At 43.5% G+C, this 25,324-nt stretch carries 29 protein-coding genes; 24 read left to right on the forward strand and 5 right to left on the reverse strand.

Annotation, left to right across the window (positions count from 1 at the left end; genetic code table 11):
* Window positions 1-99: 99 nt before the first annotated feature.
* Complete coding sequence (locus tag IPO96_04210; GenBank protein ID QQS64746.1) at window positions 100-906, reverse strand: hypothetical protein; 807 nt, start codon at window positions 904-906, stop codon at window positions 100-102.
* Between the two features lie 245 nt (window positions 907-1,151).
* On the opposite strand from IPO96_04210, the gene IPO96_04215 reads away from it, so the two are divergent.
* The 4 genes from IPO96_04215 to IPO96_04230 all read left to right on the forward strand — a co-directional run bounded on the left by IPO96_04215 (window position 1,152) and on the right by IPO96_04230 (window position 3,727).
* The gene (locus tag IPO96_04215) at window positions 1,152-1,628 is read left to right on the forward strand and encodes an FKBP-type peptidyl-prolyl cis-trans isomerase (GenBank protein ID QQS65418.1); all 477 of its coding nucleotides are present in this window, start codon (window positions 1,152-1,154) and stop codon (window positions 1,626-1,628) included.
* A 164-nt stretch (window positions 1,629-1,792) separates the two neighbouring features.
* Complete coding sequence (locus IPO96_04220; GenBank protein ID QQS64747.1) at window positions 1,793-2,041, forward strand: glutaredoxin family protein; 249 nt, start codon at window positions 1,793-1,795, stop codon at window positions 2,039-2,041.
* A 108-nt stretch (window positions 2,042-2,149) separates the two neighbouring features.
* The gene (locus IPO96_04225; GenBank protein ID QQS64748.1) at window positions 2,150-2,500 is read left to right on the forward strand and encodes a four helix bundle protein; all 351 of its coding nucleotides are present in this window, start codon (window positions 2,150-2,152) and stop codon (window positions 2,498-2,500) included.
* A gap of 183 nt (window positions 2,501-2,683) precedes the next feature.
* Window positions 2,684-3,727 (forward strand): FAD-dependent oxidoreductase, encoded by a 1,044-nt coding sequence (locus IPO96_04230; GenBank protein QQS65419.1) that lies wholly within the window; start codon window positions 2,684-2,686, stop codon window positions 3,725-3,727.
* 19 nt (window positions 3,728-3,746) lie between these two features.
* On the opposite strand, the gene IPO96_04235 is transcribed toward IPO96_04230, so the two are convergent.
* Complete coding sequence (locus IPO96_04235) at window positions 3,747-4,421, reverse strand: glycerophosphodiester phosphodiesterase (protein QQS64749.1); 675 nt, start codon at window positions 4,419-4,421, stop codon at window positions 3,747-3,749.
* 72 nt (window positions 4,422-4,493) lie between these two features.
* On the opposite strand from IPO96_04235, the gene IPO96_04240 reads away from it, so the two are divergent.
* From IPO96_04240 to IPO96_04260, 5 genes are all read left to right on the forward strand, one after another.
* A complete protein-coding gene (locus tag IPO96_04240) occupies window positions 4,494-5,021 on the forward strand; it encodes an inorganic diphosphatase (GenBank protein ID QQS64750.1) in 528 nt (175 codons plus the stop codon).
* Window positions 5,022-5,609, forward strand: coding sequence for an NUDIX hydrolase (locus IPO96_04245; GenBank protein QQS64751.1), 588 nt, complete (start codon window positions 5,022-5,024; stop codon window positions 5,607-5,609).
* Window positions 5,610-5,704: 95 nt separating this feature from the next.
* Window positions 5,705-6,715, forward strand: coding sequence for a type I glyceraldehyde-3-phosphate dehydrogenase (gap, locus tag IPO96_04250; protein QQS64752.1), 1,011 nt, complete (start codon window positions 5,705-5,707; stop codon window positions 6,713-6,715).
* 132 nt (window positions 6,716-6,847) lie between these two features.
* Complete coding sequence (locus IPO96_04255) at window positions 6,848-7,297, forward strand: RpiB/LacA/LacB family sugar-phosphate isomerase (protein ID QQS64753.1); 450 nt, start codon at window positions 6,848-6,850, stop codon at window positions 7,295-7,297.
* A gap of 149 nt (window positions 7,298-7,446) precedes the next feature.
* Window positions 7,447-8,082 (forward strand): hypothetical protein, encoded by a 636-nt coding sequence (locus tag IPO96_04260; GenBank protein ID QQS64754.1) that lies wholly within the window; start codon window positions 7,447-7,449, stop codon window positions 8,080-8,082.
* Here IPO96_04260 and IPO96_04265 read toward each other — a convergent pair.
* Entirely contained in the window at window positions 8,079-8,999 is a 921-nt protein-coding gene (locus IPO96_04265) for a hypothetical protein (protein ID QQS64755.1), read from the reverse strand. The two genes, IPO96_04260 and IPO96_04265, sit on opposite strands and share 4 nt — an antisense overlap.
* Window positions 9,000-9,098: 99 nt before the next feature.
* Between IPO96_04265 and IPO96_04270 the strand changes: the two genes are divergently transcribed.
* The 6 genes from IPO96_04270 (at window position 9,099) to IPO96_04295 (ending at window position 14,488) form a co-directional block, all read left to right on the forward strand.
* The gene (locus IPO96_04270) at window positions 9,099-9,977 is read left to right on the forward strand and encodes a transketolase (protein QQS64756.1); all 879 of its coding nucleotides are present in this window, start codon (window positions 9,099-9,101) and stop codon (window positions 9,975-9,977) included.
* A gap of 138 nt (window positions 9,978-10,115) precedes the next feature.
* Entirely contained in the window at window positions 10,116-11,093 is a 978-nt protein-coding gene (locus tag IPO96_04275; protein ID QQS64757.1) for a transketolase family protein, read from the forward strand.
* 59 nt (window positions 11,094-11,152) lie between these two features.
* The gene (locus tag IPO96_04280) at window positions 11,153-12,064 is read left to right on the forward strand and encodes a class II fructose-bisphosphate aldolase (GenBank protein QQS64758.1); all 912 of its coding nucleotides are present in this window, start codon (window positions 11,153-11,155) and stop codon (window positions 12,062-12,064) included.
* Between the two features lie 157 nt (window positions 12,065-12,221).
* Window positions 12,222-12,632, forward strand: coding sequence for a carbohydrate kinase family protein (locus IPO96_04285; protein QQS64759.1), 411 nt, complete (start codon window positions 12,222-12,224; stop codon window positions 12,630-12,632).
* Between the two features lie 31 nt (window positions 12,633-12,663).
* Window positions 12,664-13,239: a carbohydrate kinase family protein gene (locus IPO96_04290; protein QQS65420.1), complete on the forward strand. Its 576-nt coding sequence runs from the start codon at window positions 12,664-12,666 to the stop codon at window positions 13,237-13,239.
* Between the two features lie 13 nt (window positions 13,240-13,252).
* The gene (locus IPO96_04295) at window positions 13,253-14,488 is read left to right on the forward strand and encodes a hypothetical protein (protein QQS64760.1); all 1,236 of its coding nucleotides are present in this window, start codon (window positions 13,253-13,255) and stop codon (window positions 14,486-14,488) included.
* A gap of 142 nt (window positions 14,489-14,630) precedes the next feature.
* Here IPO96_04295 and IPO96_04300 read toward each other — a convergent pair whose 3' ends face one another.
* Both IPO96_04300 and IPO96_04305 read right to left on the reverse strand, forming a co-directional pair.
* The gene (locus tag IPO96_04300; GenBank protein ID QQS65421.1) at window positions 14,631-14,864 is read right to left on the reverse strand and encodes an LOG family protein; all 234 of its coding nucleotides are present in this window, start codon (window positions 14,862-14,864) and stop codon (window positions 14,631-14,633) included.
* Complete coding sequence (locus IPO96_04305; protein ID QQS64761.1) at window positions 14,861-15,343, reverse strand: LOG family protein; 483 nt, start codon at window positions 15,341-15,343, stop codon at window positions 14,861-14,863. Before IPO96_04305 ends, IPO96_04300 begins: the two co-directional genes overlap by 4 nt.
* A 620-nt stretch (window positions 15,344-15,963) precedes the next feature.
* Between IPO96_04305 and uvrB the strand changes: the two genes are divergently transcribed.
* The 9 genes from uvrB to gatB all read left to right on the forward strand — a co-directional run bounded on the left by uvrB (window position 15,964) and on the right by gatB (window position 25,324).
* Complete coding sequence (gene uvrB, locus IPO96_04310; protein ID QQS64762.1) at window positions 15,964-17,931, forward strand: excinuclease ABC subunit UvrB; 1,968 nt, start codon at window positions 15,964-15,966, stop codon at window positions 17,929-17,931.
* A gap of 370 nt (window positions 17,932-18,301) precedes the next feature.
* A complete protein-coding gene (locus tag IPO96_04315) occupies window positions 18,302-19,315 on the forward strand; it encodes a glycosyltransferase (protein QQS64763.1) in 1,014 nt (337 codons plus the stop codon).
* Between the two features lie 80 nt (window positions 19,316-19,395).
* Window positions 19,396-19,566 (forward strand): LPXTG cell wall anchor domain-containing protein, encoded by a 171-nt coding sequence (locus IPO96_04320; GenBank protein QQS64764.1) that lies wholly within the window; start codon window positions 19,396-19,398, stop codon window positions 19,564-19,566.
* A gap of 17 nt (window positions 19,567-19,583) precedes the next feature.
* On the forward strand, window positions 19,584-20,921 hold the full coding sequence (locus IPO96_04325; GenBank protein QQS64765.1) for a nucleotide sugar dehydrogenase: 1,338 nt from the start codon (window positions 19,584-19,586) through the stop codon (window positions 20,919-20,921).
* Between the two features lie 20 nt (window positions 20,922-20,941).
* Window positions 20,942-21,463 carry a hypothetical protein gene (locus tag IPO96_04330; GenBank protein QQS64766.1) on the forward strand — a complete coding sequence of 174 codons (522 nt, stop codon included), beginning with the start codon at window positions 20,942-20,944 and terminating at the stop codon, window positions 21,461-21,463.
* 67 nt (window positions 21,464-21,530) lie between these two features.
* The gene (gene gatC / locus IPO96_04335; GenBank protein QQS64767.1) at window positions 21,531-21,824 is read left to right on the forward strand and encodes an Asp-tRNA(Asn)/Glu-tRNA(Gln) amidotransferase subunit GatC; all 294 of its coding nucleotides are present in this window, start codon (window positions 21,531-21,533) and stop codon (window positions 21,822-21,824) included.
* Window positions 21,821-23,287: an Asp-tRNA(Asn)/Glu-tRNA(Gln) amidotransferase subunit GatA gene (gene gatA / locus IPO96_04340; protein QQS64768.1), complete on the forward strand. Its 1,467-nt coding sequence runs from the start codon at window positions 21,821-21,823 to the stop codon at window positions 23,285-23,287. The genes gatC and gatA overlap by 4 nt, the downstream gene beginning before the upstream one ends.
* A complete protein-coding gene (locus IPO96_04345; GenBank protein QQS64769.1) occupies window positions 23,288-23,716 on the forward strand; it encodes a hypothetical protein in 429 nt (142 codons plus the stop codon).
* Between the two features lie 132 nt (window positions 23,717-23,848).
* The gene (gatB, locus tag IPO96_04350) at window positions 23,849-25,324 is read left to right on the forward strand and encodes an Asp-tRNA(Asn)/Glu-tRNA(Gln) amidotransferase subunit GatB (GenBank protein QQS64770.1); all 1,476 of its coding nucleotides are present in this window, start codon (window positions 23,849-23,851) and stop codon (window positions 25,322-25,324) included.

Genomic DNA, 25,324 nt, shown 5'->3' on the forward strand with positions numbered 1-25,324 from the left:
TTATAATAAAAGTATTTCTAAATCTTATTGTCACTTGATGTTCTGAACATAAGCACGCATACAAATCCGGTTAAACGCGTCATCAAAGCCTGAGTTATCCTAATTATTGTGCGGATCTTGGTATATGTACAGCCTACTATTTGGGCTTAGCGAATCTTCGCCGGCTATACAGACACTCATGCGTCTCTCGTCACCCATTCTTGTTGGATATACGTAGATATGTTCTGCAACCGAGCTATCAGTAACAAATATTTTTGTTTTTCCAGGTCCATAATTACCCTCTACAACAAAACAATCATTATCTGGTGCTTCATCTTTAGGATTATTCAAGTCTAGAGCGTACAGTCCAGGTGAAGATTCTTGTCTCTCGGGCTGCATGAACGGAAGTCTACGAAAAGCAGTGCTCGGCACACCTTTAGTGTCATAATCCCATATAACCGGAATATTGTTCCTTGGTTTCTGGGCCGAGAATGTTTCATTAATATCTGGAGACGGGAATTGTCGTGCAGTGTGATCAGGCCTGTTGTTCAAATCCACGATGATTTCTATAGGTTGGGGTAAGGGGATACCAAACAACTTTGCATCTGTGTGCTCGTTTTGTACCTGAGGACCATAGCCAAGCACAGCTGTTCCTAGAAGTAATACAGTTCGTTTTTTATTTTTTTTGGCTCTAACACCAGCGGATGTCTCGTTATTGTCGTTTGTCGGTTCATGTTCTCGCTCAGTGCCGAAAATTTTCTCTCGTATTCGCTTAAAAAAACCCGGTCTAGGCTGCACGCCTATATGTACATCTATTGTTTCAGGAATATTTGTTGTACGGCTGGCATAAGGGTAGTTAGGATTTAGGGTTTCTGCTGTGACAGTCCTGTAGGTAGGTCTTTTGATGAAAGTTTTACTGTTTGACATAATACACCTTTCTAAATTAGATTATAACAAATAGATACTAAAATGTCAACATGATTTTGTAGTATATTGTAAAAAGTACTAGCGGAATAGCTTGAAAGCTAGGCGATGGGGTGCGATACTTGAGTAGTAATAAATGAGTTTAGAAGCTTAGGTTCAGAATTGAGAGACTGACCCAGGCTTATTGACTCAAAGGAGGGATAACACAAAAATTTATGGCAAATAAATCTCAACGGGCTGCGGCATTGATGTTAGCGGGTTTGTTCTTTTTGACTACGGTCGGAACAACAGCTTACGTTATTTGGCAAATTAACCGCGAAGACCCAGTCGCAACGGGCGATCAAATTCAGACACCAACTAATAACAACCAAACGGAGAAAAAAGTGCTAAAAGGTACACCGCTAGCGGATTTCACGCCAACCAAAGAGCCGATCAGTTCTATTCAAAAAATCGACACAGTTGTAGGCTCTGGAGCAGAAGCTGTGGCGTCGAGTACGGTGACAGTTAATTATACGCTAGCCAATATGGACGATGGTGTAGTTCGCGAAAGCTCGCTCGACAGCCAACCGCTAACTAGCCCCCTATCTGGTCTAATTAAAGGCTGGCTAGATGGCGTGCCCGGTATGAAAGTTGGCGGTAAACGACGTCTGCTGATACCATCGGCTCAAGCTTACAACGACGGCAAAGACCTCGTTTTTGACATCGAACTACTTGATGTAAAATAGCGAAAAATGGACTAAAAACCACAACATATAGCGTATTGAAAAATTTTCAGACCCTATATACAATTAGAACCATAAGCTCTTCTAATAAACAAAAATGAAGAGAAAAAGCATTAAAAACTAATAGAAAAACCCCTAAAAAGTGGGCAAAAAGGAAACCAGAAAAAATGAGTAAAAAAGTAACCGTTTTCACGACTTCAACATGCGCTTATTGCGTTATGGTTAAAAAATACCTAGACAGCAAAGGCGTAGCCTACGATGTAGTAAACCTAGAAGAGCAGCCACAACGCCAAGCAGAAGTCATGGCTAAAAGTGGGGCTATGACAGTGCCAGTCACGCTGGTGCAGAACGATGACTTGAGCGAACAAGTGATTGTTGGTTTCAATCTGTCAAAACTAGCGCCAGCTATTGCATAAGATCTATAAAATCTAAATCCTAAATCATAAATTCTAAAAAATCTATATAAAATTTAAAGTGCTAATTATTTTTGAGTAAAAAACATCAAAAAGAGTTACAATAAGTTTGTGAATGAGGGTGTACAGACGAAGTATGATTTAGAAGAGAGGACTCTGGAATTCGCTAGGTCAATAAGAGGGTATTACCTAGGAAAACAAAGTGCCTACTTGATACAAGACGATCTAAAACAAGTTATTAGATCGTCTGGCTCAATAGGCGCTAACTATATTGAAGCTAATGATGGACTAAGCAAAAAAGACAGTATCTTAAGGATGAAGATAGCCAAAAAAGAGGCACGCGAAACCATTTATTGGCTAAAGCTCCTAGATGCCCCTGAAGATCTCATAGAGGAAGCAAGACAAATATCATTCATATTAGCTTCTATAATTAATAAATTGAGTGAAAAAGAAAGGAGCTAATTTTTGAGCTTTTTAAATTTTTTAGAATTTAGAGTTTAGAAATTAGAATTTTAATACATGAAAGATGTTTTATTATATGGGGCTTCGTGGTGTCCGTTCTGTCGTGCAGTCAAGAATTGGCTGGACACCAAAGGCATCAAATACTCTTATAAAGATGTTGATGAGGCTGGCGTGCGCGATGAAATGAAAACGCATGTGCCCAACAACGAAACAATTCCAGTCATAGTTATCGACGGCAAAGGCTATGTTAACCCCGAAATTAGTTTCTTGGCTCAAGAGCTTAACATTGCTGCGGCCACAGACAAAAAAGTCTACGATGTAGCAGTAGTTGGCGCCGGACCGTCGGCTTTGAGTGCCGCAATCTATACAACCCGCGAAGACCTTGACACGGTGTTGATTGAAAAAGGCGTCATTGGTGGCTTGGCAGCCATCACCGATCAGGTGGATAACTATCCTGGATTCCCAGAAGGTGTAACTGGTTTGGATCTTGCTGATAATCTACAAAAACAGGCAGAGAGATTTGGTACGAAGTTTGAATTTGCCCAGGTTGAGGCGATTGAGACCCGACCAAGTGGCGAAAAACGCGTAGTTACCACTGACGGCGAGCTTTTTGCCAGAGCAGTATTAGTGGCAACAGGTAGCGACTACAAGAAGCTGGGTATACCTGGTGAGCAGGAGTTCTATGGACGTGGCGTTCACTACTGTGCGACCTGTGACGGTCCCGTGTTTCGTGATAAAAAGTTAGTGGTAGTTGGCGGTGGCAATTCTGCCGTTCAAGAAGCGATTTTCTTAACCAAGTTTGCTTCACATATTGACCTTCTAGTCCGAGGCGACCAGATGCGAGCTAGCGATGTTCTGCAGCACGAGTTAGAAAAACACAAGGATAAGATAACTATACACTTTAAAACTCAGCCGCTAGAGGTGGTTGGCAACAAGTTTGTTAGTGGTATAAAGACGAAGTCTGACGGTCAGGACAAGTTGTTTGAGTGTGACGGTGTTTTTGTATTCATAGGCCTACTGCCTAACACCGACTTCTTAAAACATAGCCTCGAACTCGATGAAGTTGGGTTCGTGAAAACCGACGAGCGTTTGCAAACCAGCATGGAAGGCGTTTTCGCATCTGGCGACGTTCGAAGCGGTGCAACTATGCAAATCGCTAGTGCTGTCGGCGAGGGCGCTACCGCTGCTCTCAAAATTCGTGAATACCTCGAAGCAAAAAACCGATAATTCCTGCCGCTAAAGTCGGTTAGTCTTGGTGTAAAGGGTAATGCTTACGGTACCGATCGGGGTGATTGGTGGTAATGAAAGCCCGCTTGTAAAACTTCTGCGCCAGCCAGATCCACAGACTATGGTTGATTGTATAGGCGTTTATCTCTTTGCCGTACTTGCCGCATAGCCAATAGGTCGAGGGGTTTAGCCACCATTTGTTAAGTGTGACACCGCTAAAGCCGTAGTCACGTGCCAGTTCTATTGCCGCAACAGGGCCGTGCCAGTAAGGCTGAGAAATAAATGTTCTGCTGTGAGGGAAAGCCTTTTTTAACTCATACAATGTGCCAGGGTGCGGTGAGGTGAAGCTAAACTCCCTTGGCATGCCTTCGTTTTTGAGGGTGCTAATCAGCTCGTCAGTAGCTGTTGTGCATTTGATATCGAAAAGTAGCGGCGCCTCGGTTTTGTGCTTGAGGGCTTGATTTAGGGTGGCTAGGTATGGGTGCTCAGCTTTGAGCTGCTCAAAAGTTTCCTTGCGGGGAGCGCCACTTAATGTCTGTTTGAGGGCCCCGTGAAAAAGAATGAATACACCGTCAATGGTACGATGTAAGTCAACTTCTATGAACTTAGGTCTAAAACGGTTAGCTATCGTGATGCTATCTAACGAATTTTCTGGTGCTAGACCGGCAGCTCCTCGATGAGAAATTAAAGCCATAAAGATAGTTTATAGTTTATAGTTGATAGTTTCTAGTTATAATAAAAGTAGAAATAAAATTTAGGAGGGTAAATGGCGGATTTTAACCAAGTTTTAACACCGGGCGATGTTGATAATGGAGTCATCAATACAGTAATTGAAATACCAAAATGGTCAACGCTCAAGATAGAGTGGAACCGTAAGGTGGCAGCTTTTCAGCTTGACCGCGTGGAGCCTAGTATTTTTGCCAAGCCTGTTAATTACGGCTTTATTCCTCAGACTCTAGATGAAGACGGCGATGAGTTGGATACGCTCGTGCTTACCAATGATCCGATCCCGACCGGGGTATTCTTGGAGGCGACGGTAATAGGTGTGCTCAAGTTTGAAGACGACGGAGAGGTCGATGACAAAATCATCTGTGTGCCGGCTGATGATCGCAACACCGATAATGCCATTAGTTCAATTGATGATCTACACGCGCGCTGGCGTCAGAAAATCGAGCATCATTTTACCCATTACAAAGATTTGAAGAAACCCGGAAGCACGAAAGTTATCGGTTGGGGTGACGCCGAAGAGGCCAAACGGATTATTAAAGAGTGCATCACCCGATATAGTAAATAGATGAAAAAGATAATACCGACCGGAGTAAACCTAATACCAGATCGCGCCTCTAAAGTTTTTACTGGAAAAATTTTTGATGTTTATCAGTGGGATCAAACGCTCTATGATGGGTCTAGTGGTGTATTCGAAGCACTAAAGCGTCCAGACACAGTATCGGTGTTCGCTGTAGTTAATGACAAAATCATCATATTAGAAGATGAGCAGCCACACCGTTCGATGGTCATAGCTTTGCCAGGAGGTCGTGTGGACTTTGACGATACCTCTACGCTTGAAGCGGCAAAGCGCGAAGTAAAAGAAGAGACAGGCTATGAGTTCGCTGATTGGAAGTTGGTATACGTAAATAAACCCTTAGAAAAAATAGAGTGGTTTATATACACATACATAGCAAGTGGGGTGAAAAAAATTAGCGAGCCACATATCGACGCTGGAGAAAAAATAAAAGTTAAATTTTTGTCTTTCGAAGAGGTTAAAAACCTGGCACTAAAAGGCGAAAAAAGATTTACCGAGCAAGATGTGCTGATTAAGGCTAGTGGTTTAAGGTCGTTTTTGGAGGCACCGGAGTTTGTCGGCGTAGAAGTTGACAGGTAAAATCCCTTTGTTCAATACATATCTCATTGTCTATTCTTTTCTAAACTCGTACAATAAAGCCATAAGCATTAAAAACTTAAGGTGGAGATAACTAAATGAAAACAAAAGTTGCAATTAATGGATTCGGACGAATTGGCCGTAACGCCTTTAGAATAGCCTTTGACAGAAGTGACGTAGAAATTGTCGGGATTAACGATCTGACAGATACCAAGACGTTAGCGCACCTGCTTAAGTACGATACAAGCTACGGCAAGTATCATCACGAAGTCGCGCATGACGACACCCACATTATTGTCAAGGGAGTCAAGATCCCAATTAGCGCCGAAAAAGACCCTTCAGTGTTGCCGTGGAAGAAGCTGGGCGTTGACGTTGTGATTGAATCGACCGGGCGCTTTACCAAGGGTGAAGACGCCATGGCGCATATCAAAGCCGGTGCCCGCAAAGTCGTTATCAGCGCTCCTGCCAAAGGCGATGATGTCCAAACACTGGTAATCGGCGCCAATGAAGACGAAATGTCCAAGAGCGGTCCGATTGTCAGCAACGCTTCCTGCACAACAAACTCGGTTGCGGCAGTGATGGATATTATGGATCGTGAGTTTGGCGTCGAAAAAGCCATGCTAACAACGGTGCACAGTTACACTGCCAGTCAGGTGCTTCAAGATGCCCCGGCAAAAGATCTCCGCGAAGGCCGTGCAGCAGCAGAAAACATAGTCCCGACTACTACGGGGGCAGCAATTGCAGTTGCCTTGACGGTGCCTAACCTCAAGGGTAGGTTCGATGGACTAAGCATCCGAGTACCTACCCCAGTTGTTTCGATTAGTGACGTCACAATGGTGCTAAAGCGCGATACCACCAAAGAAGAAATAAACGAAGTTTTTAAGAAGGCTGCCAAAGAGCCTTACTATCAGGGAATAGTAGGTGTTAGTGAAGAACCTTTGGTGAGCAAAGACTATGTTGGAAATAGCCATTCTGGTGTGGTTGACCTGTTACTCACTAATGTTGTTGCCGGAAACCTGGTCAAAGTAGTTGTCTGGTATGACAACGAATGGGGCTACTCTAATCGTTTAGTTGAGCTAGTAGCTGATATTGGCAAAGCACTAAAGTAAAAATCTAAATGATAAATTCTAAATTCTAAAAAGACAGGAAATTTAGAAAATGCTAGTGAGAAACATCGTAATAGCGTCATCATTCATCATTCATCATTCGTCATTCAACGACTCTATATCGGAGCTACACTGATGAAGATTTATCTTGGTAGCGATCATAATGGTTTTCGGCTTAAGGCGACTTTAGTTGATCATCTTAAGCGCTCTGGTTATGAAGTGGTTGATGATGGCCCAGATAAACTTGATCCAAATGATGACTTTCCAGTTTTTGCCGCAAAGGTAGTTACTGCTGTACTTGGCTCTGACGACAAAGATGCGCGAGGGATTTTGATTTGTGGCAGCGGGCAGGGAATGGTTATGGCGGCTAACAGGCACCGTGGGATTAGGGCTGCCTTGATTTACGATCGTGAGTCGGCGCGTAGTTCTCGTAACGATGACGACGCGAATGTGATGGCGCTGCCAGCGCATCTACTCGCAGGCGACTTGCATGAGGCATCGGTAATTGTAGAAATCTTTATGCTTACGCCGTTTGCTGCAGCTGAGCGCTTCAAGCGCCGCATCCAAGAACTCGATAACCTCTAAGCCTAAAACTCTTCAAGGCTCCAATCGTAATATTTGGGAGCAACTCAATTTGCATGAATGTACGACATAAAAACCACGATCGTGGTTTTTATGTTGACACACCGCTGTAACCTTATAGGGGTTAAAGGTTTTTGGGGTATAATTTGGGTATGAGTAGAATTTGTCCGACTGTGACGGCCAATGATTTACATGAATACCGCGAGCAGCTGGAGCGAGTTGAGAGCTTTGCTGAGCGGGTGCATATTGATCTTATGGACGGTAAGCTTGCGCCGACAATGTCGCCAGCACTAAGCGAGATTTGGCTGTCTGAAAAACTAATTTGTGATATCCACTTGATGTACCAGAATCCGAGTGACTTCATCAAGGGGTTGGTAGCTCTTAAGCCGAACATGGTGATTGTACATGCTGAAATACATGAAGCAAATGATCTTCCCTTTATGGCGACTCAGTTACGTGAAGCTGGGATAAAGTTCGGTTTAGCCTTGCTGCCTCAGACTAGTGTCGAATCAATAAAATACTTACTGCCTCACTGTCAGGCAGCATTGGTATTTGCAGGCAAACTAGGTTATCACGGAGGCGAGGCCGACTTGTCACAGCTAAACAAAATTAAAGAGCTCAAAGACGAACATCGCTGGTTAGAAATTCACTGGGACGGCGGCGTTAATGGTAAAAACACTAAGCAGATTGTCGAAGCCGGGGTAGATGTTCTGAACGTCGGTGGGTTTATCCAGAAATCAGAAAACCCAAAAGAGAGTTACAAAAAATTACAAACTATTCTGAACTAGCTTTTTTGACTTTTAAAGTAGGCCAGTAGAACTGGTGCACCAAGCTTGTTAGCGAATTCTCGGTGTTGCTTGGCCGTCTTGATGTCGGCAATTCTCCCTCTTACATAGGCGAGTCTTTCGGCGCGGCCTTTTGCGCGTAGGTCAGAGGTTCTTCTGATTGATTTGAGGGAAATTGGTGTGCCGCCAGCTTCGGTTCTCTCCGCTACGGCGATTATAGAGGACTCGATGGGAAGGATAAGCCAATCTATATACTTACCGCTATTTAAGTTTTTAAGCACAGTTTCCCATATACCCAGTTTCTGACACAATAACTTCTTTAGCTTTATTGATTCCGGAGCGTAGCTAATCGCCGAGGCAAACGAGTTAACAAGTTTAGCTCCATCAATTCCAAGAGCCTTAAAGTTCTCCATCTTCTCTGCCACTGATTCCGGAGCGTAGCTAATCGCCGAGGCAAACGAGTTAACAAGTTTAGCTCCATCAATTCCAAGAGCCTTAAAGTTCTCCATCTTCTCTGCCACTGATTCCGGTGCGTAACTAATCGCAGAAGCAAACGAGTTAACAAGTTTAGGAATATTAATACTGTATTGATTATAGGTTCTAAAGGTTGCAAGCACTGTAGCGAGAGGCATAAGGGTATGTTTTTGATTCTCGAAGTTTGTTCTGCCGTTTGGGGCCTCAATGCCTTCTGGCGTATAGGGCATGTCAGTCAAGTCAAAAAAGTTTCTGCGTGCCAAAAGTGCTTGAGAGTAGTCTACTGGTTTGTGTGTAAGGTGTTCGACGTCGCTTCCTAGTAGCTCATTGAGCTGAATAAGCACACCAACGTCTGGTTCAATGCCACAGTTTATTAGCCAGCCAGCATCTAGCTCAGCTGAGACACTCTGGGCGCGTTCAAAAGCTGCTGCCGATGTGGGTGGCATATCAAATCGCTTGAGTTCGGGGGATACAACTACTGACATTCATAATATCGCACAATTAAGTTCTATATAAGTCAATACTTTGTTACAATCATAAGCAGAATGAGTGAGCCAAAGAATTTTAATAAGACTAAACGTAGTCTTGAAGACCTTGAGTTGATTGCCGATGATATGCGAATCGACATTATCAAGATGCTTGAGGTAGCTGGTAGCGGGCACTCAGCCGGGCCGCTCGGTTTGGCCGATATATTTACGGCGCTATATTTTGACGTAATGAAACATGACCCTAAGAACCCTGATTGGGAAGATCGAGATATTCTCATCTTGAGTAACGGTCATTGTGCGCCGGTATTATATGCTGCGATGGCAGCGAGCGGTTACTTTGAGAAAAGCGAGCTGAAAACCCTCAGAAAGTTCGGTTCTAGGCTGCAGGGTCACCCAGAGAGAACTAAACTTCCGGGGCTTGAAACAACAAGTGGACCCTTGGGTTGCGGGCTCAGTCAGGCGGCTGGTATGGCGCTTGCGCTTCGAATGGACAAAGACATGCACCGTTGGATTTATGTTGTGATGGGAGATGGTGAGCAGAATGAAGGTAACGTTTGGGAAGCGGCGATGTTGGCAGCAAAGTATCAGCTGAACAACATCATTGCCATTACAGACCGAAATTATATACAGATTGACGGTAACACCGAAAACGTCATGCCTCTAGAGGACCTTAAGGCCAAGTGGGAGTCATTTGGCTGGCATGTGATCGACATAAATGGTAATGACATTGAAGCTGTAATAGATGCTTGCGCAATGGCTCGGGCGGTGGCCGACAAACCTATTATGATTTTGGCCCATACTATTCCTGGCAAGGGTGTTGATTTTATGGAGTATGACTTCCATTGGCACGGTAAACCGCCTAATCATGAGGAGGCTAAAAAGGCACTGCATGAACTGAGGACTTTGAAGGGGAAGATTAGGAGCGAACATGAGTAGCCGCTCGCATTTGAACACGCAGGCAGCGTTTTCGCGCGAAGAGGCATTAGCCTCTTCGGCTGCACTTCGCCTAACTACCTGCTTAGTCAAATCCTCGCTCTTTAGTAGGCGATTAACTCTTCTGTCTGGAGATGGAATATGAGTAGTTTGTTTCTTAATTCTTTGTCAGATGATATGCCGAAAGAGCCGACCCGAAAAGGTTTTGGACGGGGCTTAAAAAAGGCAGGTGAACTTGATGAAAACGTCGTGGCGGCATGTGCCGATCTTACTGAGTCTACACAGATAAGCATTTTTGCTGAAGCGTTTCCCGAAAGATTTGTCGAGGTTGGCATTGGCGAGCAAAACCTGGCTACCGTGGGCGCGGGGTTGGCTAAGATGGGTAAAATACCTTTTGTCGCGAGCTATGCGGCTTTTAGCCCAGGGCGCAACTGGGAACAGATCAAGACGACTGCGGCTCTCAACGAGCTTCCGGTCAAGATTGTTGGAGCGCATGCAGGACTATACACAGGTGCTGACGGAGCTACTCACCAGATGCTTGAGGACATTGCTTTGATGCGTGTCATGCCAAATATGGTTGTAGTAGTGCCTGCTGACTCAATCGAGGCTGAGAAAGCTACTTTGGCGCTTGCGGCAGACAAAAAGCACCCAGGCTATATCCGACTTGCTCGTGAGGCAACACCAATTATGACAACTGAACAAACACCGTTTGAAATTGGCAAAGCTCAGGTTTGGAGCGAAGGATCCGACGTGACGATTATCTCAACTGGTCCAATGACTTATATCGCACTTCAGGCGGCGGAAAAGCTGTTTAAAGACGGCATAGATGCCGAGGTTGTACATGTGGCGACAATAAAGCCACTTGATGCGGCCACCATTTTGACTAGTGTGCGCAAGACTGGTTATGTAGTGACGGTAGAAGAAGCGCAAATTGCGGGCGGGCTCGGTGGCGCAGTGGCTGAGCTGCTAGGAGAGAACTTGCCAACGCCGATGAGGCGAATCGGAGTACGCGATAAATATGGTGAATCGGGTAAGCCAGATGAGCTTTTTAAACTTCACGGACTGACAGACAAGCACATAGCTATTACGGTTCATGAACTTCTCAACAATAATCGTTGACTGCCCAAGCTTAAGCACTTACAATATAACTAACTAATGGTGGGAGATTCTATTAACTTATGTCGCAAAGTCTGAGACAGATTAGGGAAAACTGCGCAAAAGCACGAGAGCTGATGCAGCGAGCACATGCTCAGAAGTTTGCGGTCGGCGCCTTTAATATCGACAATCAAGAAACGCTAATTGCTGTTTGTCGAGCTGCTCAGAAACACAACTCACCAGTATTGGTCGAAGTTAGTAAGGGTGAAGTGGATGCTATCGGTCTCGAAAACGTTCGGGACATGGTTGATAATTACAAACAGCAGTTCGGCATTGAAATATATGTAAACCTCGATCACAGCCCAACTGTTGCCGACGCTATTGCTGGAATCGAGGCGGGCTTCGAATTTATCCATATCGATGTCAGCCAAGCGAACCACGATGCTAGCGAAGAACAGATTATCGAGGCCACTAAACAAGTCGTGACTTGTGCCAAACTAACTGGCGCGATCGTAGAAAGTGAACCACATTACTTTGGTGGTAGTAGCAATATTCACAGCGAAGCCTTTGACTACAATGAGGTCAAAAAGACATTCAGTACGCCCGAAGGAGCCAAGCATTTTGTCGAAGCGACAGGCATAGATACTTTTGCGGCCGCGATTGGTAATTTGCATGGTCTGTACCCTGTGCCAAAAGTATTGGACATCGAACTACTAAAACGTGTTAGAGAAGCGATTGGGTGCAATATCAGTTTGCACGGTGGCAGCGGCACGCCTGGGAATTATTTTGAAGAAGCAGTTAAGGTTGGAGTACAAAAAATCAATATCAATAGCGATATGCGCAAGGCTTACCGCGATACACTTGAAAAAGTTTTAGCCGACAATAAAACAGAGTATGCCGTCGTTAAACTTATGAAGGAAGTTGAGGATGCTGTCCAGGCTGTAGTAGAAAGTAAAATCGCTTTATTTAATAGTGCCGGCAAAGCGAGGCCTTAATAATGTATTTAGCAGGAAGCAAGGAACAGGTGACAGAAAATTTTCAGGTATCAGGCGGCAGACTGAAGACAGAAGTTTTAGTCTGTAAAATGCTAAATGCTAAATTTCTGCAAGATGCTAAGTGTTGTTTGACAAATTTAAGTTCTGGAGGTGTCAAGTGAGTGATAGCGAAAAAAGACAGTTAGACGTTTTGTCGGTAGGAGACGTAGTTACTGATGCCTTTATCAAACTAATTGACGATAAGGCTTGGTCTTATAAAGACGAAAACGGAATGAAAGTGCTCGCTATGGAGTATGGCACTAAAACACCTTACGATCATGCTGAAGTTCTTGAGGGTGTCGGCAATGCCGCCAACGCCGCTGTTTCCTTTTCGCGGCTTGGGCTAGACTCAGGTTTGGTTAGTAATGTTGGTAGCGACTCTTGGGGTCGGGACATCATAAATGCGCTCCAGAAAAAGAAGGTAGACACCCGCTTTGTCCACGTCAATCACGGCAAGAAGAGTAACTATCACTATGTACTCTGGTACAAAGAAGAACGGACAATTCTGATAAAACACGAGCAATACTGATTATGATTGGCCACGTTTTCGAAAAAGTGATCTGCCAAAGTGGGTTTACTTCAGCTCGGTTAGCGATAATGCGCTGCCTTATCATGACGAAATCGCTGAGTGGCTTGAGGAAAACCCTTCTGTCAAATTTGCCTTTCAGCCTGGAACTTTCCAGATAAAAGCTGGTGCAGAGCGGCTGAAGGCGCTCTATAGGCGTGCGGAGATACTGTTCCTTAACCGTGAGGAGGCAGTAACTGTCGGTGGCGGTGACTATGATAATATGCATGACTTATTCGATAAACTACATGCTCTTGGCCCAAAGAACGTTGTTATAACAGATGGGCCGGCTGGTAGTTACGCCAGTGACGGTACTAATAGGTTTAAGATGATCAACTACCCAGACCCGGCACCACCATTTGAACGTACCGGAGCTGGCGATGCCTATGCTTCGACATTTGTGGCGGCACTGATAAAAGGCGCTGACTTACAAGGTGCCATGCTCTGGGCGCCGATTAACTCTATGAACGTTGTCCAGCACACTGGCGCTCAAGCCGGGTTGCTAACGACTAAGGAGATCGACTACTACCTACGAAATGCTCCAGCCAACTATCGTCCTGAAGTACTTTAGTTAGAAAATTCATATGAGCAGAATAATACGAGAACTCTATGTCGAACCCGAACAAGCTAAGCAGCTTCTAGCGAGGCTTGAGCAGCTCAGCGGCAATAATGGGATAGACATTGTTTTGGCTACCGAGTTAGCCTCGACTCTCAAGCAAACATTTATCGAGCTAAAACTCGACCCTAAAGACACATCTTTGAAAGAGTTATATGCTGCTCTTCTAGCTAGGCTAAATCGAGACGAAACTAGTTTTGTTGATGAGCTAAGTTTAACTACCACAAGTGAGCAAGAATTCGTGGATAAATTATCTTTTAAACTCAATCAGGTTTTTAGTACCAAAATGCTGCTTGTACCGAAAAGAAGTGTCGTAAAATCAATCCTAAAAAAACTACCACCAAAAAATGCCCTAAAGCTTCTACACTATCGGTCGCTCGATTCGGCACTAAGACGTTGCCCAGAGTCGGTGCTTATGGCAGCATGTGAATTAACGGAGTCGAAAAAATGGCTTATTTCTTTTAATGAAGCGATTGATAGGCTCAAGAGTAACGATTTTGAAAAACGTGCGATTGAATACTCTAGCGTTGATGATAAAAAATGGAGAATGTTACACGCTAAACTCATATCTCGTAGCGGACACTCTGTTTACCGAGTCAATGTTGCGGGAGGGATTATTATCGTGCCTTCGTCACACGAGCTAAAGCCTGGTGTTGCAAGCTTGACGCTTGCGGCTTGCATCAGTGCTACACAAAAACTCAGAATTCATAGTAGTTTCACGGTTAGAGTTCTACTCGACGAGTCTGTGCCGACCAGCATAAGCGAACATCTTAATGACCTGGATCAAGGCTCGTTGGTTATCAGGAGTGTACATTTTGGATGGCAAGATCTGCATCATCATTTAGTAGAATCGTCTCGATCATTAGCTCTTTTTGAGCCGCACATCACAGAATCAGATATAGAAGGCGATAGCTTCGTACAACTTCTAAATAATGTAACCAAGGCTTATGGTTGGTGGCTTAGCCGGCTGGCGGTTGGGTACAACGAGGGTAGCATAACAGTTTCGTGTAATATCTACGATATGGCCCGCAATCTCGCCTTTTCGCGTGAGTTTGGACAGCATACATTAGTTGCTATGCGTCGAGAAATAGATCATCTGCTTAGATCTCGCTACTTGAAAAATGACATACTCCAAAGCAGAATATATGACATGTTAAACGCCGCGAGCAATTTCGGCACTTCCGCAGATTTCAACGATATATAATCTGTCGCCAATCACTATCAGGAATTACGTGTTTAGTGCATTTTCGGATGAAAATCGAGTACCGAAAGCCGAGCCGTACTTAACGTACGGTGAGCGCGGAACGGAGATTTGCGCCAAAAAGGTGCAAGCGCGTAATTCCTGACTATTTTATGAAGGAGTTTTCGATGCGTGTTTTATTGTGTTCATATTGTTCGTTGATTATTTTTCGGGCGTAGTTTAGGTCGTTCGTAATATGGTAGAGCTTACGATCTCCTTTGCTGATTAAACCATTCTTGAGCATATGACGCTTGATGTAGCGATCGAGCGGGTTCCAGAATTTCTTACCAACTAGGATTATTGGAACCGGCGCCATTTTGCCAGTTTGGATTATTGTTATAACCTCAAAAAACTCGTCGAATGTGCCAAAACCCCCAGGAAAAAAATGAAACCATGTGAATAGAAAGTCATCATAACTTTACGAGTGAAAAAGTAGTTAAAGGCGAGGCTGCTGGTAGTGTAAGGGTTGAGGTGTTGTTCTTTAGGCAATACTATGTTAAATCCAATCGAGACATGCTGCTCATCGAACGCGCCGCGGTTGCTCGCTTCCATGACGCCACCACCACCGCCAGAAACTATAGCAAAGCCGTCTTGTGCTAGCATGGCAGCTAAATCGTGGGCTTCGCGGTAAGCTTTGAATCTGTTGGAAATTCTTGCTGACCCGAAAAAAGTTACTCGCTTTGGGTATTTTTTTAAGATCTTGAAGGCTTCTTCGAATTCTTCGTCACTTGTACGTAGCTTGCGTGATGATTTCTGGATACTGGCAATCTGCTCGGCGCTCATTTTCCATACTTTATCTTCGTGTGTGTGTTTGTGCATATGCTTATCATTGTACAGCGTATAGCGGTTAGGGTGAAGCGGTAAATAGCAAGTAGCAAGTCCGCCGATGGCGGCTTGGAACGATGAACGAGGAACTATGAACGAGGGAAAGCTAGCGGTTAGCGTATAGGGGTTAGGGTTTAGTAGTAAGCGTAAAATTCTAAACTCTAAGCACTAAATTCTAAAATAGACCCTAGCTCTTGGCTCATGACTCTTGGCTCTATTTGAGCGGTACGCAGTACAGGGTACGGGGTACGGGGTAATATTTGCTGGTCCCTAGTCCCTGGACCCTGGTCCCTAGTAGGTACGCGGTACGGAGTAATTTTTACTAACTACTAACTACTAGTCCCTAGACCCTCGACCCTCGACCCTGGATGGTACGTGGTACGCGGTACGGGGTAATATCTACTAACTACTAACTACCAACTACTAACTACTAGCTACTAACTACCAACTACCAACTACCAACTACCAACTACTAGTCCGTAGCCCTAATCACTTTAACCTCTAACCTCTAACCTAATCATGGCTCTTCTATCAACTATCAACCATAAACTATCAACTCGTCATTACTCAGTAAACAGTATTCAGTTATCATTCCATTGTCTATAATGTAGCTAATGACTAAGTTTAAGATAACGAGCGACTATAAGCCCGAAGGAGATCAGCCGGAGGCCATAGAAAGCCTAGTAAAGGGGCTAGAAAATGGGGCCAAGGAACAAGTTTTGCTTGGAGTAACTGGTTCTGGTAAGACTTTTACCATGGCTAATGTTGTGGAGCGGGTTCAACGCCCAACGTTAGTAATTTGCCATAACAAAACTTTAGCAGCCCAGCTGTACGAAGAGTTTAAAAGTTTCTTCCCAGACAATGCAGTGCACTATTTTGTATCATACTTTGATTACTATCAGCCGGAAGCCTATATACCAAGAAGCGACACATATATAGAAAAAGACAGTGACATAAATGAAGAGATCGACCGCCTGCGCCACGCAGCGACGGACTCTCTGCTAACCCGCCGTGATGTTTTGATAGTGGCCAGTGTGTCTTGTATCTACGGTATTGGCAGCCCCACAGACTACGCCGATCTGGCCGAACATGTCGTAAAAGGCCAGCGTAAGGTTCGTGATAAGTTTATTCGTCGCTTGACGGATATCCAGTATCAGAGAAACGACATTGACTTTCATCGAGGTACTTTCCGGGTACGCGGCGATTCTATTGATGTTTTCCCGGCGGCCGAAGAGCTAGCTTACCGGATAGAGTTTTTTGGCGACGAAGTAGAGAGGATCCTCAAAATTGATCCTTTGACTGGAGAAATACTGGCTAAGCCAGAGAGAATCGGTATTTTCCCAAGCAGTCACTATGTTACACCGCAGGAAAAGGTAAAATCAGCGCTTGCCAAGATTGAGGTTGAGCTAGCTGAGCGCACAGCATACTTTAAGAAACATAATCAACTCCTTGAGGCACAGCGGCTTAACCAGCGTACACGTTTTGACGTCGAGATGCTCGAAGAAACAGGGTTTGTGAAAGGTATCGAGAATTACAGTCGCTACCTGACAGACCGCGAACCAGGTGAACAGCCCGCAACGCTGCTAGATTACTTCCCAGATGATTTTTTGATGCTGATCGATGAGAGTCATATGACCTTACCGCAAATTAGAGGAATGTATAATGGCGACCGAGCTCGCAAAGAGGTTTTGGTAGATTACGGCTTCCGATTGCCTAGTGCATTGGACAACCGCCCCCTAACGTTTAGTGAGTTTGAGCGGCACGTTAATCAGGTTGTATATGTTAGTGCAACCCCGGCCGAGTACGAGCTGAGCCGCAGCCCTAAGCCCGTTGAGCAGGTGATTCGACCGACCGGGCTAATTGATCCGCCGATTGAGGTGAGGCCCGTCGAAGGCCAAGTTGATGATCTGATAGCAGAAATTCGCCAACGGGTTAACGCCAACCAACGAGTTTTGGTGACAACTTTAACCAAGCGTATGAGCGAAGACCTCACCGAGTATCTCCAGGAACTAGGAATGAAGGTTGCATATCTTCACAGCGATGTTGATACGATGGAGCGAAGCGATATATTGAGGGATCTAAGACTCGGTGTTTATGATGTTTTGGTGGGCATAAATCTACTAAGAGAAGGGCTAGACTTGCCGGAAGTGTCGCTGGTTGCAATTTTAGACGCCGACAAAGAAGGTTTCTTGCGTTCAGCTCCAGCGCTTATCCAGACAATTGGTCGCGCCGCAAGACATGAACAGGGCAAGGTAATTATGTATGGCGACGTAATAACCGGTAGCATGAAAACTGCGATTGATGAAACCAATCGACGACGCACAATCCAGCAAAGCTACAACGAAAAACACGGGATCACGCCTACTAGTGTCAAGAAGCGTATTGCCGAGCGGCTCAGCCATGAAGATTCGGCCGACGACAAGAAGAAAAAGATTGACCTGCGCAAAATTCCAAAAGAAGAATATAAGCACCTGATCCGTGATCTAACATCGCAGATGAACTTGGCTAGTGCCAACCTCGAATTCGAAAAAGCAGCCGAGCTGCGTGACCTAATAAAAGAGATAAACGCAAAGCTTGAATAGAAATAGATTAAAAAAATTTTACATGAGTAATAGAATAGTGTTATAATAACTTTTAATAAGTAATTAGGCGAACTATTTGAAATCTATTGTTGATGAGTTCTGGGACGAATTAAAAAATAACAGCATTATATATTTATATATATTTTTATTTTTTAATGGCATAATTTTTATAATTTACTATAAATTTAAGTCATTCAACTCCAGTAGTCTTTCTGACATATTTTATCTATACTCTGTCCTGACTCTTGTAACACTACTGATAAAATACGTTGCATGTCTTTTCCACCCACAAGATAGATGGGCGATGATTAGGCCTCGAAAATGGCCGTCAATAGACATTATAATACCTGGTTATAATGAAGGAAGTGCTGTGTATGAAACTGTACGAAGTATAAATAATTCAAACTATCCTAAAGATAGATTGAATATCGTCCTAATTAACGATGGTTCAACAGATGATACGCTTGCACATATGAAGCGAGCTCAAGAAAAATACAAAAAGCGAAATGTTGCTGTCATTAACTTTAGAAAAAATAAAGGTAAAAAAGAAGCGATGGCGGCTGGTTTTCGAAAAACAAAAAGTGAGTACGTAGTTTTTGTTGATAGTGATAGTAAAATAAAAAAAGATTGTTTGAAAGAGTTGATTCGTCCTTTTTATAGTAAAAATTCAAAGATTCGTGCCGTATCTGGTCATGCACTAGTATGGAATAGTGATGTAAATCTACTAACAAAAATGCAAGAAATTAGATATTTCAATGCTTTCAGATCCACTAAAGCTGCCGAGAGTCTTCTTGGTTTTGTTTCATGTTGTCCAGGATGTTGTTCTGCATACGAAAGAACCGCTATGAAAAAGATCCTAAAACCGTGGTTAGATCAATCATTCTTAGGAGCCAAATGTACATATGGCGATGACAGAAGTCTCACTAATTTCATTCTTAAAGACGGACATCATACTGTATATAACCAAAAAGCTGTAGCATATACGATAGCCCCGCATACATATAAAAAATTTGCTAAACAGCAATTAAGATGGAAAAAATCTTGGGCACGTGAAAGTGTCGTAGTAATGTCGTTCGTATGGAAGAGAAATCCTATAGTATCTCTCATGATTGGTATAGATATCATTACACCTTTCCTTGCACCAATAGTAATTATTCAGATCTTCCTTTTCCACTCTTTTGTTAACACTGCGTCATTTTATGCTTACCTAGTCGGAATTTTAATATTTGCGAGTTGTTTCGGCTTATTTTACAAAATACACAATTCACAAAGTAAAAACTGGCTTCGAGCTTCGCTAATTTCATCGCTGGTCAGCATTATTTTATTCTGGCAATTGCCATACGCACTTATGACGCTAAAAGATACCAAGTGGGGTACGCGATAAGAGAGATTTTTCTTTTTTTGAAGAATTTAACAATTCATGTATAATAGTTGTAATAGGTTTTTTTAAAGGAGTGATTTTTAATGAGTGAAACTGGAAATACAGGAACAGCAGTTCTCGGAGCGTCAACAACAGTAGCAAGCACTGTGGCGTTAGCTAAGACAGGAGCTCCGTTAGTGATGTCTATAGCCGTAGGCGCGACGCTAATAACTTTAACACTTACTGTTTTTCTTAGCAGAAGAAAAAGCAACTAAAAAAATAGCCAAACAGTATGACTAAGAATGATCTTGGTTCAGTTTGTGTTATTGGTCTTGGATATGTTGGCTTACCTCTTGCCGTACAAGCGGCGCACAAAGGATTTACCGTATTTGGTATCGATCTTAATAAAGACATTGTCGATAAAGTAAACAGCAGAATCTCACCTTTTGTAAATGATCCTGGATTTGAACATGAGTTACAAAGCCTTGAAAGTGGTAGCCTAAAAGCCCATACATCTTATGGCCCTATCGTATCTTCTGATGTAGTTATCATATGTGTTCCGACTCCTACTGATAATAACATCCCAGATTATAGTTATGTAGAATCTACTGCGGAAGAAATAGCTAAAAGATTGAAAAAAGGTCATCTTATACTATTAGAGAGTACTATTAATCCTGGAGTAACACGAGACAAAGTTTTACCAATCCTTGAGTCAGCGTCGGGCCTTACAGCAGGAATAGATTTCCACCTTGCGCATTGTCCAGAAAGAATTGACCCAGGCAACAAAAGATTTAATGTTAAAAACCTAAATCGTGTCGTGGGTGGAATTAGCTTAGAGTGTAGCGAAAAAGCGGCCGCGTTTTATAGAAAAATTATAAACGCTAAAATCATTCAACTTGATACGACTGAAGAAGCCGAATTTGTAAAATCATGGGAAAATAGTCACCGCAATGTAATGATAGCGCTAGCAAATCAAGCTGCGGTTATTTGTGATTCATTAGGAATGAATATCGATAATGTACTACTTGGGCTCAATTCAAAAGTTGAACAATTCGGTCTCAAGCTAGCTAAGCCCGGTATTGGACCTGGTGGGCATTGTATCCCAGAAGATATTCACTATGTTATTAGCAGGGCAAGACAAAGCGGTTTAGACACTAGTCTCTTAGACGGTGCTGTACGTTTTAATGACGGTATGCCGAGTTACGCAGTGTATAAACTTGAAACTATGGTCAAATCTGATGGTAAAAATTTTAAGAGTATGAAAGTTGGAATACTAGGAATAGCCTACAAAGAAAACGTAGCTGACCCAAGAAGGAGCCCTGCAATTGATCTCGTGAATTCGCTCGTCCAAAAATGTCAAAAAGTTATTATACATGACCCGTATGTTGATAGGTCGTACCTTGAATCAATAAAGAACGTGGGAGTGTCAAGCACACTAGATGAGTTATTAAACACATGTGATGCGTTTATTCTAGCAACAGCTCATACGGTATATATAGATTCTATTAATAAAGAAATTATTAAGAAGAGTAGCATTAAATATGTGCTTGATGGACGTAATGCGTTTGATACGGAAATGTTTAGAAACGTAGATGTTAGGTACTCCGGAATAGGTAAAAACTTAAAATAGGTACTCATTTCTTTAAAGAAATGATGCGACCGATAACCTTCGAAGATCTTTCGGGCGATGTTTGTGGAACTAGCACTCATACTACCGATATTCTTCATCCGGCCATCAAAGTAGTCAAGGAAGGGCCTGCATCGGCTCCAGCAGGCGGCAAAGTCACCTACAACTTCAGCGTTACAAACACAGGTGATACAACTTTGTCGATTGAATCGGTTATAGACGATATTGCCGGAGTGGGTACTTACGTATCAGGCGACACCAACTCAAATGCTAAGCTAGATGCCGGTGAGATCTGGCTGTACCAAGCGCAGTACATGGTACCATCTAGCCAAACCGCCAATGTTAATAACACAGTGGTTGTCTGCGTTAGGGACGGCTTGCAGCTACAGGTTTGCAGTAGCGACAAGCACAGCTTGACTATTCCAAAAGTTCTAGGACTTCAAACTACAGGGCATGGCACGACAGCGCAGCTAGTCTGTGGACTGTCGATAATCTTTGCTGTTAGTTTGTTGCTAGCCACGCGCAAAATCAAAACAGATCGATAAATCCTAAAACGCAAAAAAGAAAAGCCCCAGCATTGGCCGGGGCTTTTCTGGTATAATTATTTATAAGATGTCGAAATTAACTCTGGATGAAGTTTTTCATTTGGCCAAATTGGCTCGCCTCAAATTGTCTGAAGATGAAGCGCTACATTTTAAGGACGAGTTAAGCGCAATTTTGAGCTACGTCGAGATGCTGAATAACGTTGATGTTGGCGACCTTATGCCGACTTATCAGGTGACTGGCTTACAAAATGTGACCAGGCCAGACGTAGTCGATACTAATCAAACCTTAAAAGCCGACCTGTTCAAAAACCTTCCGGCTACCCAAGATGACCAGATCAAGGTTAAAAGGATGATTGTATGAGCGGGCTGGCCAATACTGTTAGCGATGATGACGGAGCGCGTTCGGCTTGGCCGCTGATTGAAGACATAGCCAAAGAGGTTACCGATAGTAAATTTGGTGCTCTTAGAAACGTTAACGAGGCTTTAAAGAGACTAAAAGAAACTAGTGACTTCAATCACAGCATCTGTTTACTAGAAGACTCAGCGGTTGCTAGAGCCAAGCAGATTGATAATAGACTATCGCGCGGCGAAGACGTGGGGGTTTTGGCCGGTGTGCCTTTTGTCGCCAAAGATAATTTTTTGGTACTGAGCGGGCAAACTACCGCTGCGAGCAACATCCTGGAAAATTTTGAAGCACCTTATCAGGCAACGGCCATTAACAAACTAGAGGCAGCAGGTGCGATTTGTGTAGCCAAGGCCAATCTTGATGCCTTTGCTCATGGGTCTAGCACCGAAAATAGCGACTTTATGGTCACTAAAAACCCGCATGATAAGTCTAGAGTTCCTGGCGGGTCTTCGGGTGGTTCGGCAGCTGTTGTAGCACTCGGCTGTGTACCGTTCGCCCTTGGTAGTGATACTGGCGGTTCAATCCGTCAGCCAGCTAGCTTATGCGGCATTGTGGGCTACAAACCAACCTACGGGTTAATTAGTCGTAGCGGAGTAGTGGCTATGGCCAGTAGCACCGACTGTATCGGCGCTTTTACTACTAACAGCCGAGACATGGGCGTTGTGATTGATGTGATGGCGGGTAAGGATCCGCTAGATTCTACTACCATCGAACGCGAAGATTCATACCGATCTACAAACAAAGCTAGTCTAAAGGGTCTAAAAATCGGATTGGTTAGCGAGTACATGAAAGAAGGACTCGAGCCAATTGTTAAAGAAAAAGTCCTAGCCAGCATTGACAAGCTAAGGGCGGCCGGGGCCGAGATTATCGACATTTCGCTGCCTAGTCTGCCACTTGCTTTAGCAGTTTATTATATAGTTGTGCCTGCTGAGGTTAGCAGTAATCTGGCCCGTTATGATGGTCAGCGTTATGGGTACTCCAATGCCGATGCTAAGTCTCTTGAAGACAGTTATTCTCTAAGTCGAAGCCAAGGTTTCGGTGCAGAGGCTAAGCGGAGAATTATGATTGGTACCTATGTTCTTAGTAGCGGCTACTATGATGCATACTACAAAAAGGCTCAGACAGTACGAACCAAACTTATCAAAGAATTTAATGATGCATTTACAAAGATAGATTTGCTTGTCGGGCCGACTACACCTTCCCAGGCGTTCAAAATTGGCGAAAACACAGATAACCCGCTGCAGATGTATCTATCAGATATTATGACTGTTTCAGCTAATCTGGTGGGCGTGCCCGCTATAAGCTTACCTCTATCAGTAAGCGCTGGGCAGCTACCAGTCGGTCTACAGTTAATGGCGCCACAAAAACAAGATGCCAAACTATTGAAACTTAGTAAGCTTGTTGAAAAGGAGATATAAATGAAAGACTTAACCAATATTACACCAGAGAAGCTCCTCGTGATTATGCTTGTTGGGATAGTTCTAATTCTGGGCTTTGTATTGCTGCTAAAGAAAAAACCACGGAAATTAAAGTCAGACATGTACCTAGAGCGATGGCGTGAGATTCAGTCTCTTTTGAAAGACAAAAAACAGTGGCCGATGGCAGTATTAAATGCTGATGCTCTACTTGATGAAGTGCTCAAAAAACGTAAGGTGCGCGGATCTAGCATGGGCGAAAGAATGGTTAAAGTTCAAAAAAAGTTTTCAGATCACGATGCTGTTTGGGCGGCTCATAAACTTCGAAACAAAATTGCTCATGGAGAGTTAAAGATGCCTAACCAAGAAGATGTTAAAAGTGCGTTACTTGCGATAAGACAAGCTTTAAAAGACATAGGAGCGCTTAAGTGATTACAAGGCAATTTTCAATTTTCAGAATTGCATCCACTCCCATTAAAAGAAAAAGTAGTTTATTAGATATTGATTATTGGAAATTGATTAAAAATTGCAAATTGAAAATTGTAAATTGTGAAGCGGTAATATATGGTTGAGGAGAAATATAAAGTAAATGGCTATTATCCAACTATAGGGATAGAGTGTCATGTGCAGCTCAAAACCGCAACAAAGCTGTTTGCTGCAGTTGGTAATGATGCACGTGAAGCTGCCCCGAATACACTCGTTAGCCATATATGTTTTGGTATGCCCGGAGCATTGCCAGTACTAAATGAAAAGGCAATCGAGATTGCATGTCGCGCCGCTTTTGCACTAGAGACAGTGCCACAACAATTTAGTAAATTTGATCGTAAGCACTATTTTTATCCGGACCTACCCAAGGGCTATCAGATTACTCAGTATGATGAACCAATAATTCTGGGTGGGTCGGTTGAGATAAATGTCAATGGCAAAGTTAAACAGATTGCAATTACGCGAGCGCACCTAGAAGAAGATGCTGGTAAGTCTACACACCCAAATGGCGCCGATTATTCTTTAGTAGATTTGAACCGCGCCGGTACGCCACTACTAGAAATTGTCAGCGAGCCGCAAATTCACTCAGCGGCCGAAGCCAAAGCTTATGCGCGTGAGCTGTACCTGCGCATGAAGTTTGCCGATGTATCTGATGCTAATTTGTATTACGGCAACATGCGTTTCGATGTTAATGTAAGCGTAAGTCGTGACCCAAGTAAATTTGGTACTCGCAGCGAGACCAAAAACCTCAACTCTTTCCGCAGTGTCGAAAAGGCTGTCGAGTATGAAATTAAACGCCAGATCGAGCTATTAGAGAAAGGTGAGCAAGTTGTTCAAGAGACCCGTGGCTGGCATGATGACAAACAAAAAACTTTTTCACAGCGTAGTAAGGAAGATGCCCACGATTATCGCTATATGCCGGAGTCAGATGTTCCACCTGTGGTGCTGACAGATGCACAGATTGAGAAAGCCAAGGCTGAAACACCGATTTTACCGCATGAATGGCGCAAAAAGTTTACTGAGCTGGGTTTTGACACGTCACTAGCCGAGGCGCTTTTGGACGCTGAAGTTGAGTTTGAAGACTCTAAGTATCTAGATCTTATAGTCGAGTTCTCGGACGATAAAGTACTGACTAAGCGTTATGCAAATTGGGTGGTGAATCTTCTGGCACCCTTGAAACGAGAAAAAAATATTGGCTTGAAAATGCCAGACCTAAAAACTCTGATCGTAGCAGTGGACGACTTACTCAAAACAAACAAACTAAGTTCGACAGCCGCAAAACAGTTGATTGAGAGTGTCTTGCAGTCAAAAAAACTGCCGAAGGACATAGCAGGCTTTGCCAAAGCAGAAGGGCTAATCCAGCTGTCAGATACTAGCGAGCTTGATAAAATAGTCAGCGAAGTACTAACGGGCAATCAAAAGGCGGCAGACGATGTACGAAATGGCGAGACAAAAGCTATTGGATTCCTGATTGGTCAGTGCATGAAACTTTCTAAAGGGCAGGGAAACCCACAACTATTTCAAGAACTAATCAAAAAGCAACTTGGGGTATAA

It is taken from the genome of Candidatus Saccharibacteria bacterium, from assembly GCA_016700315.1.
Classification (GTDB): Bacteria; Patescibacteriota; Saccharimonadia; order Saccharimonadales; family SZUA-47.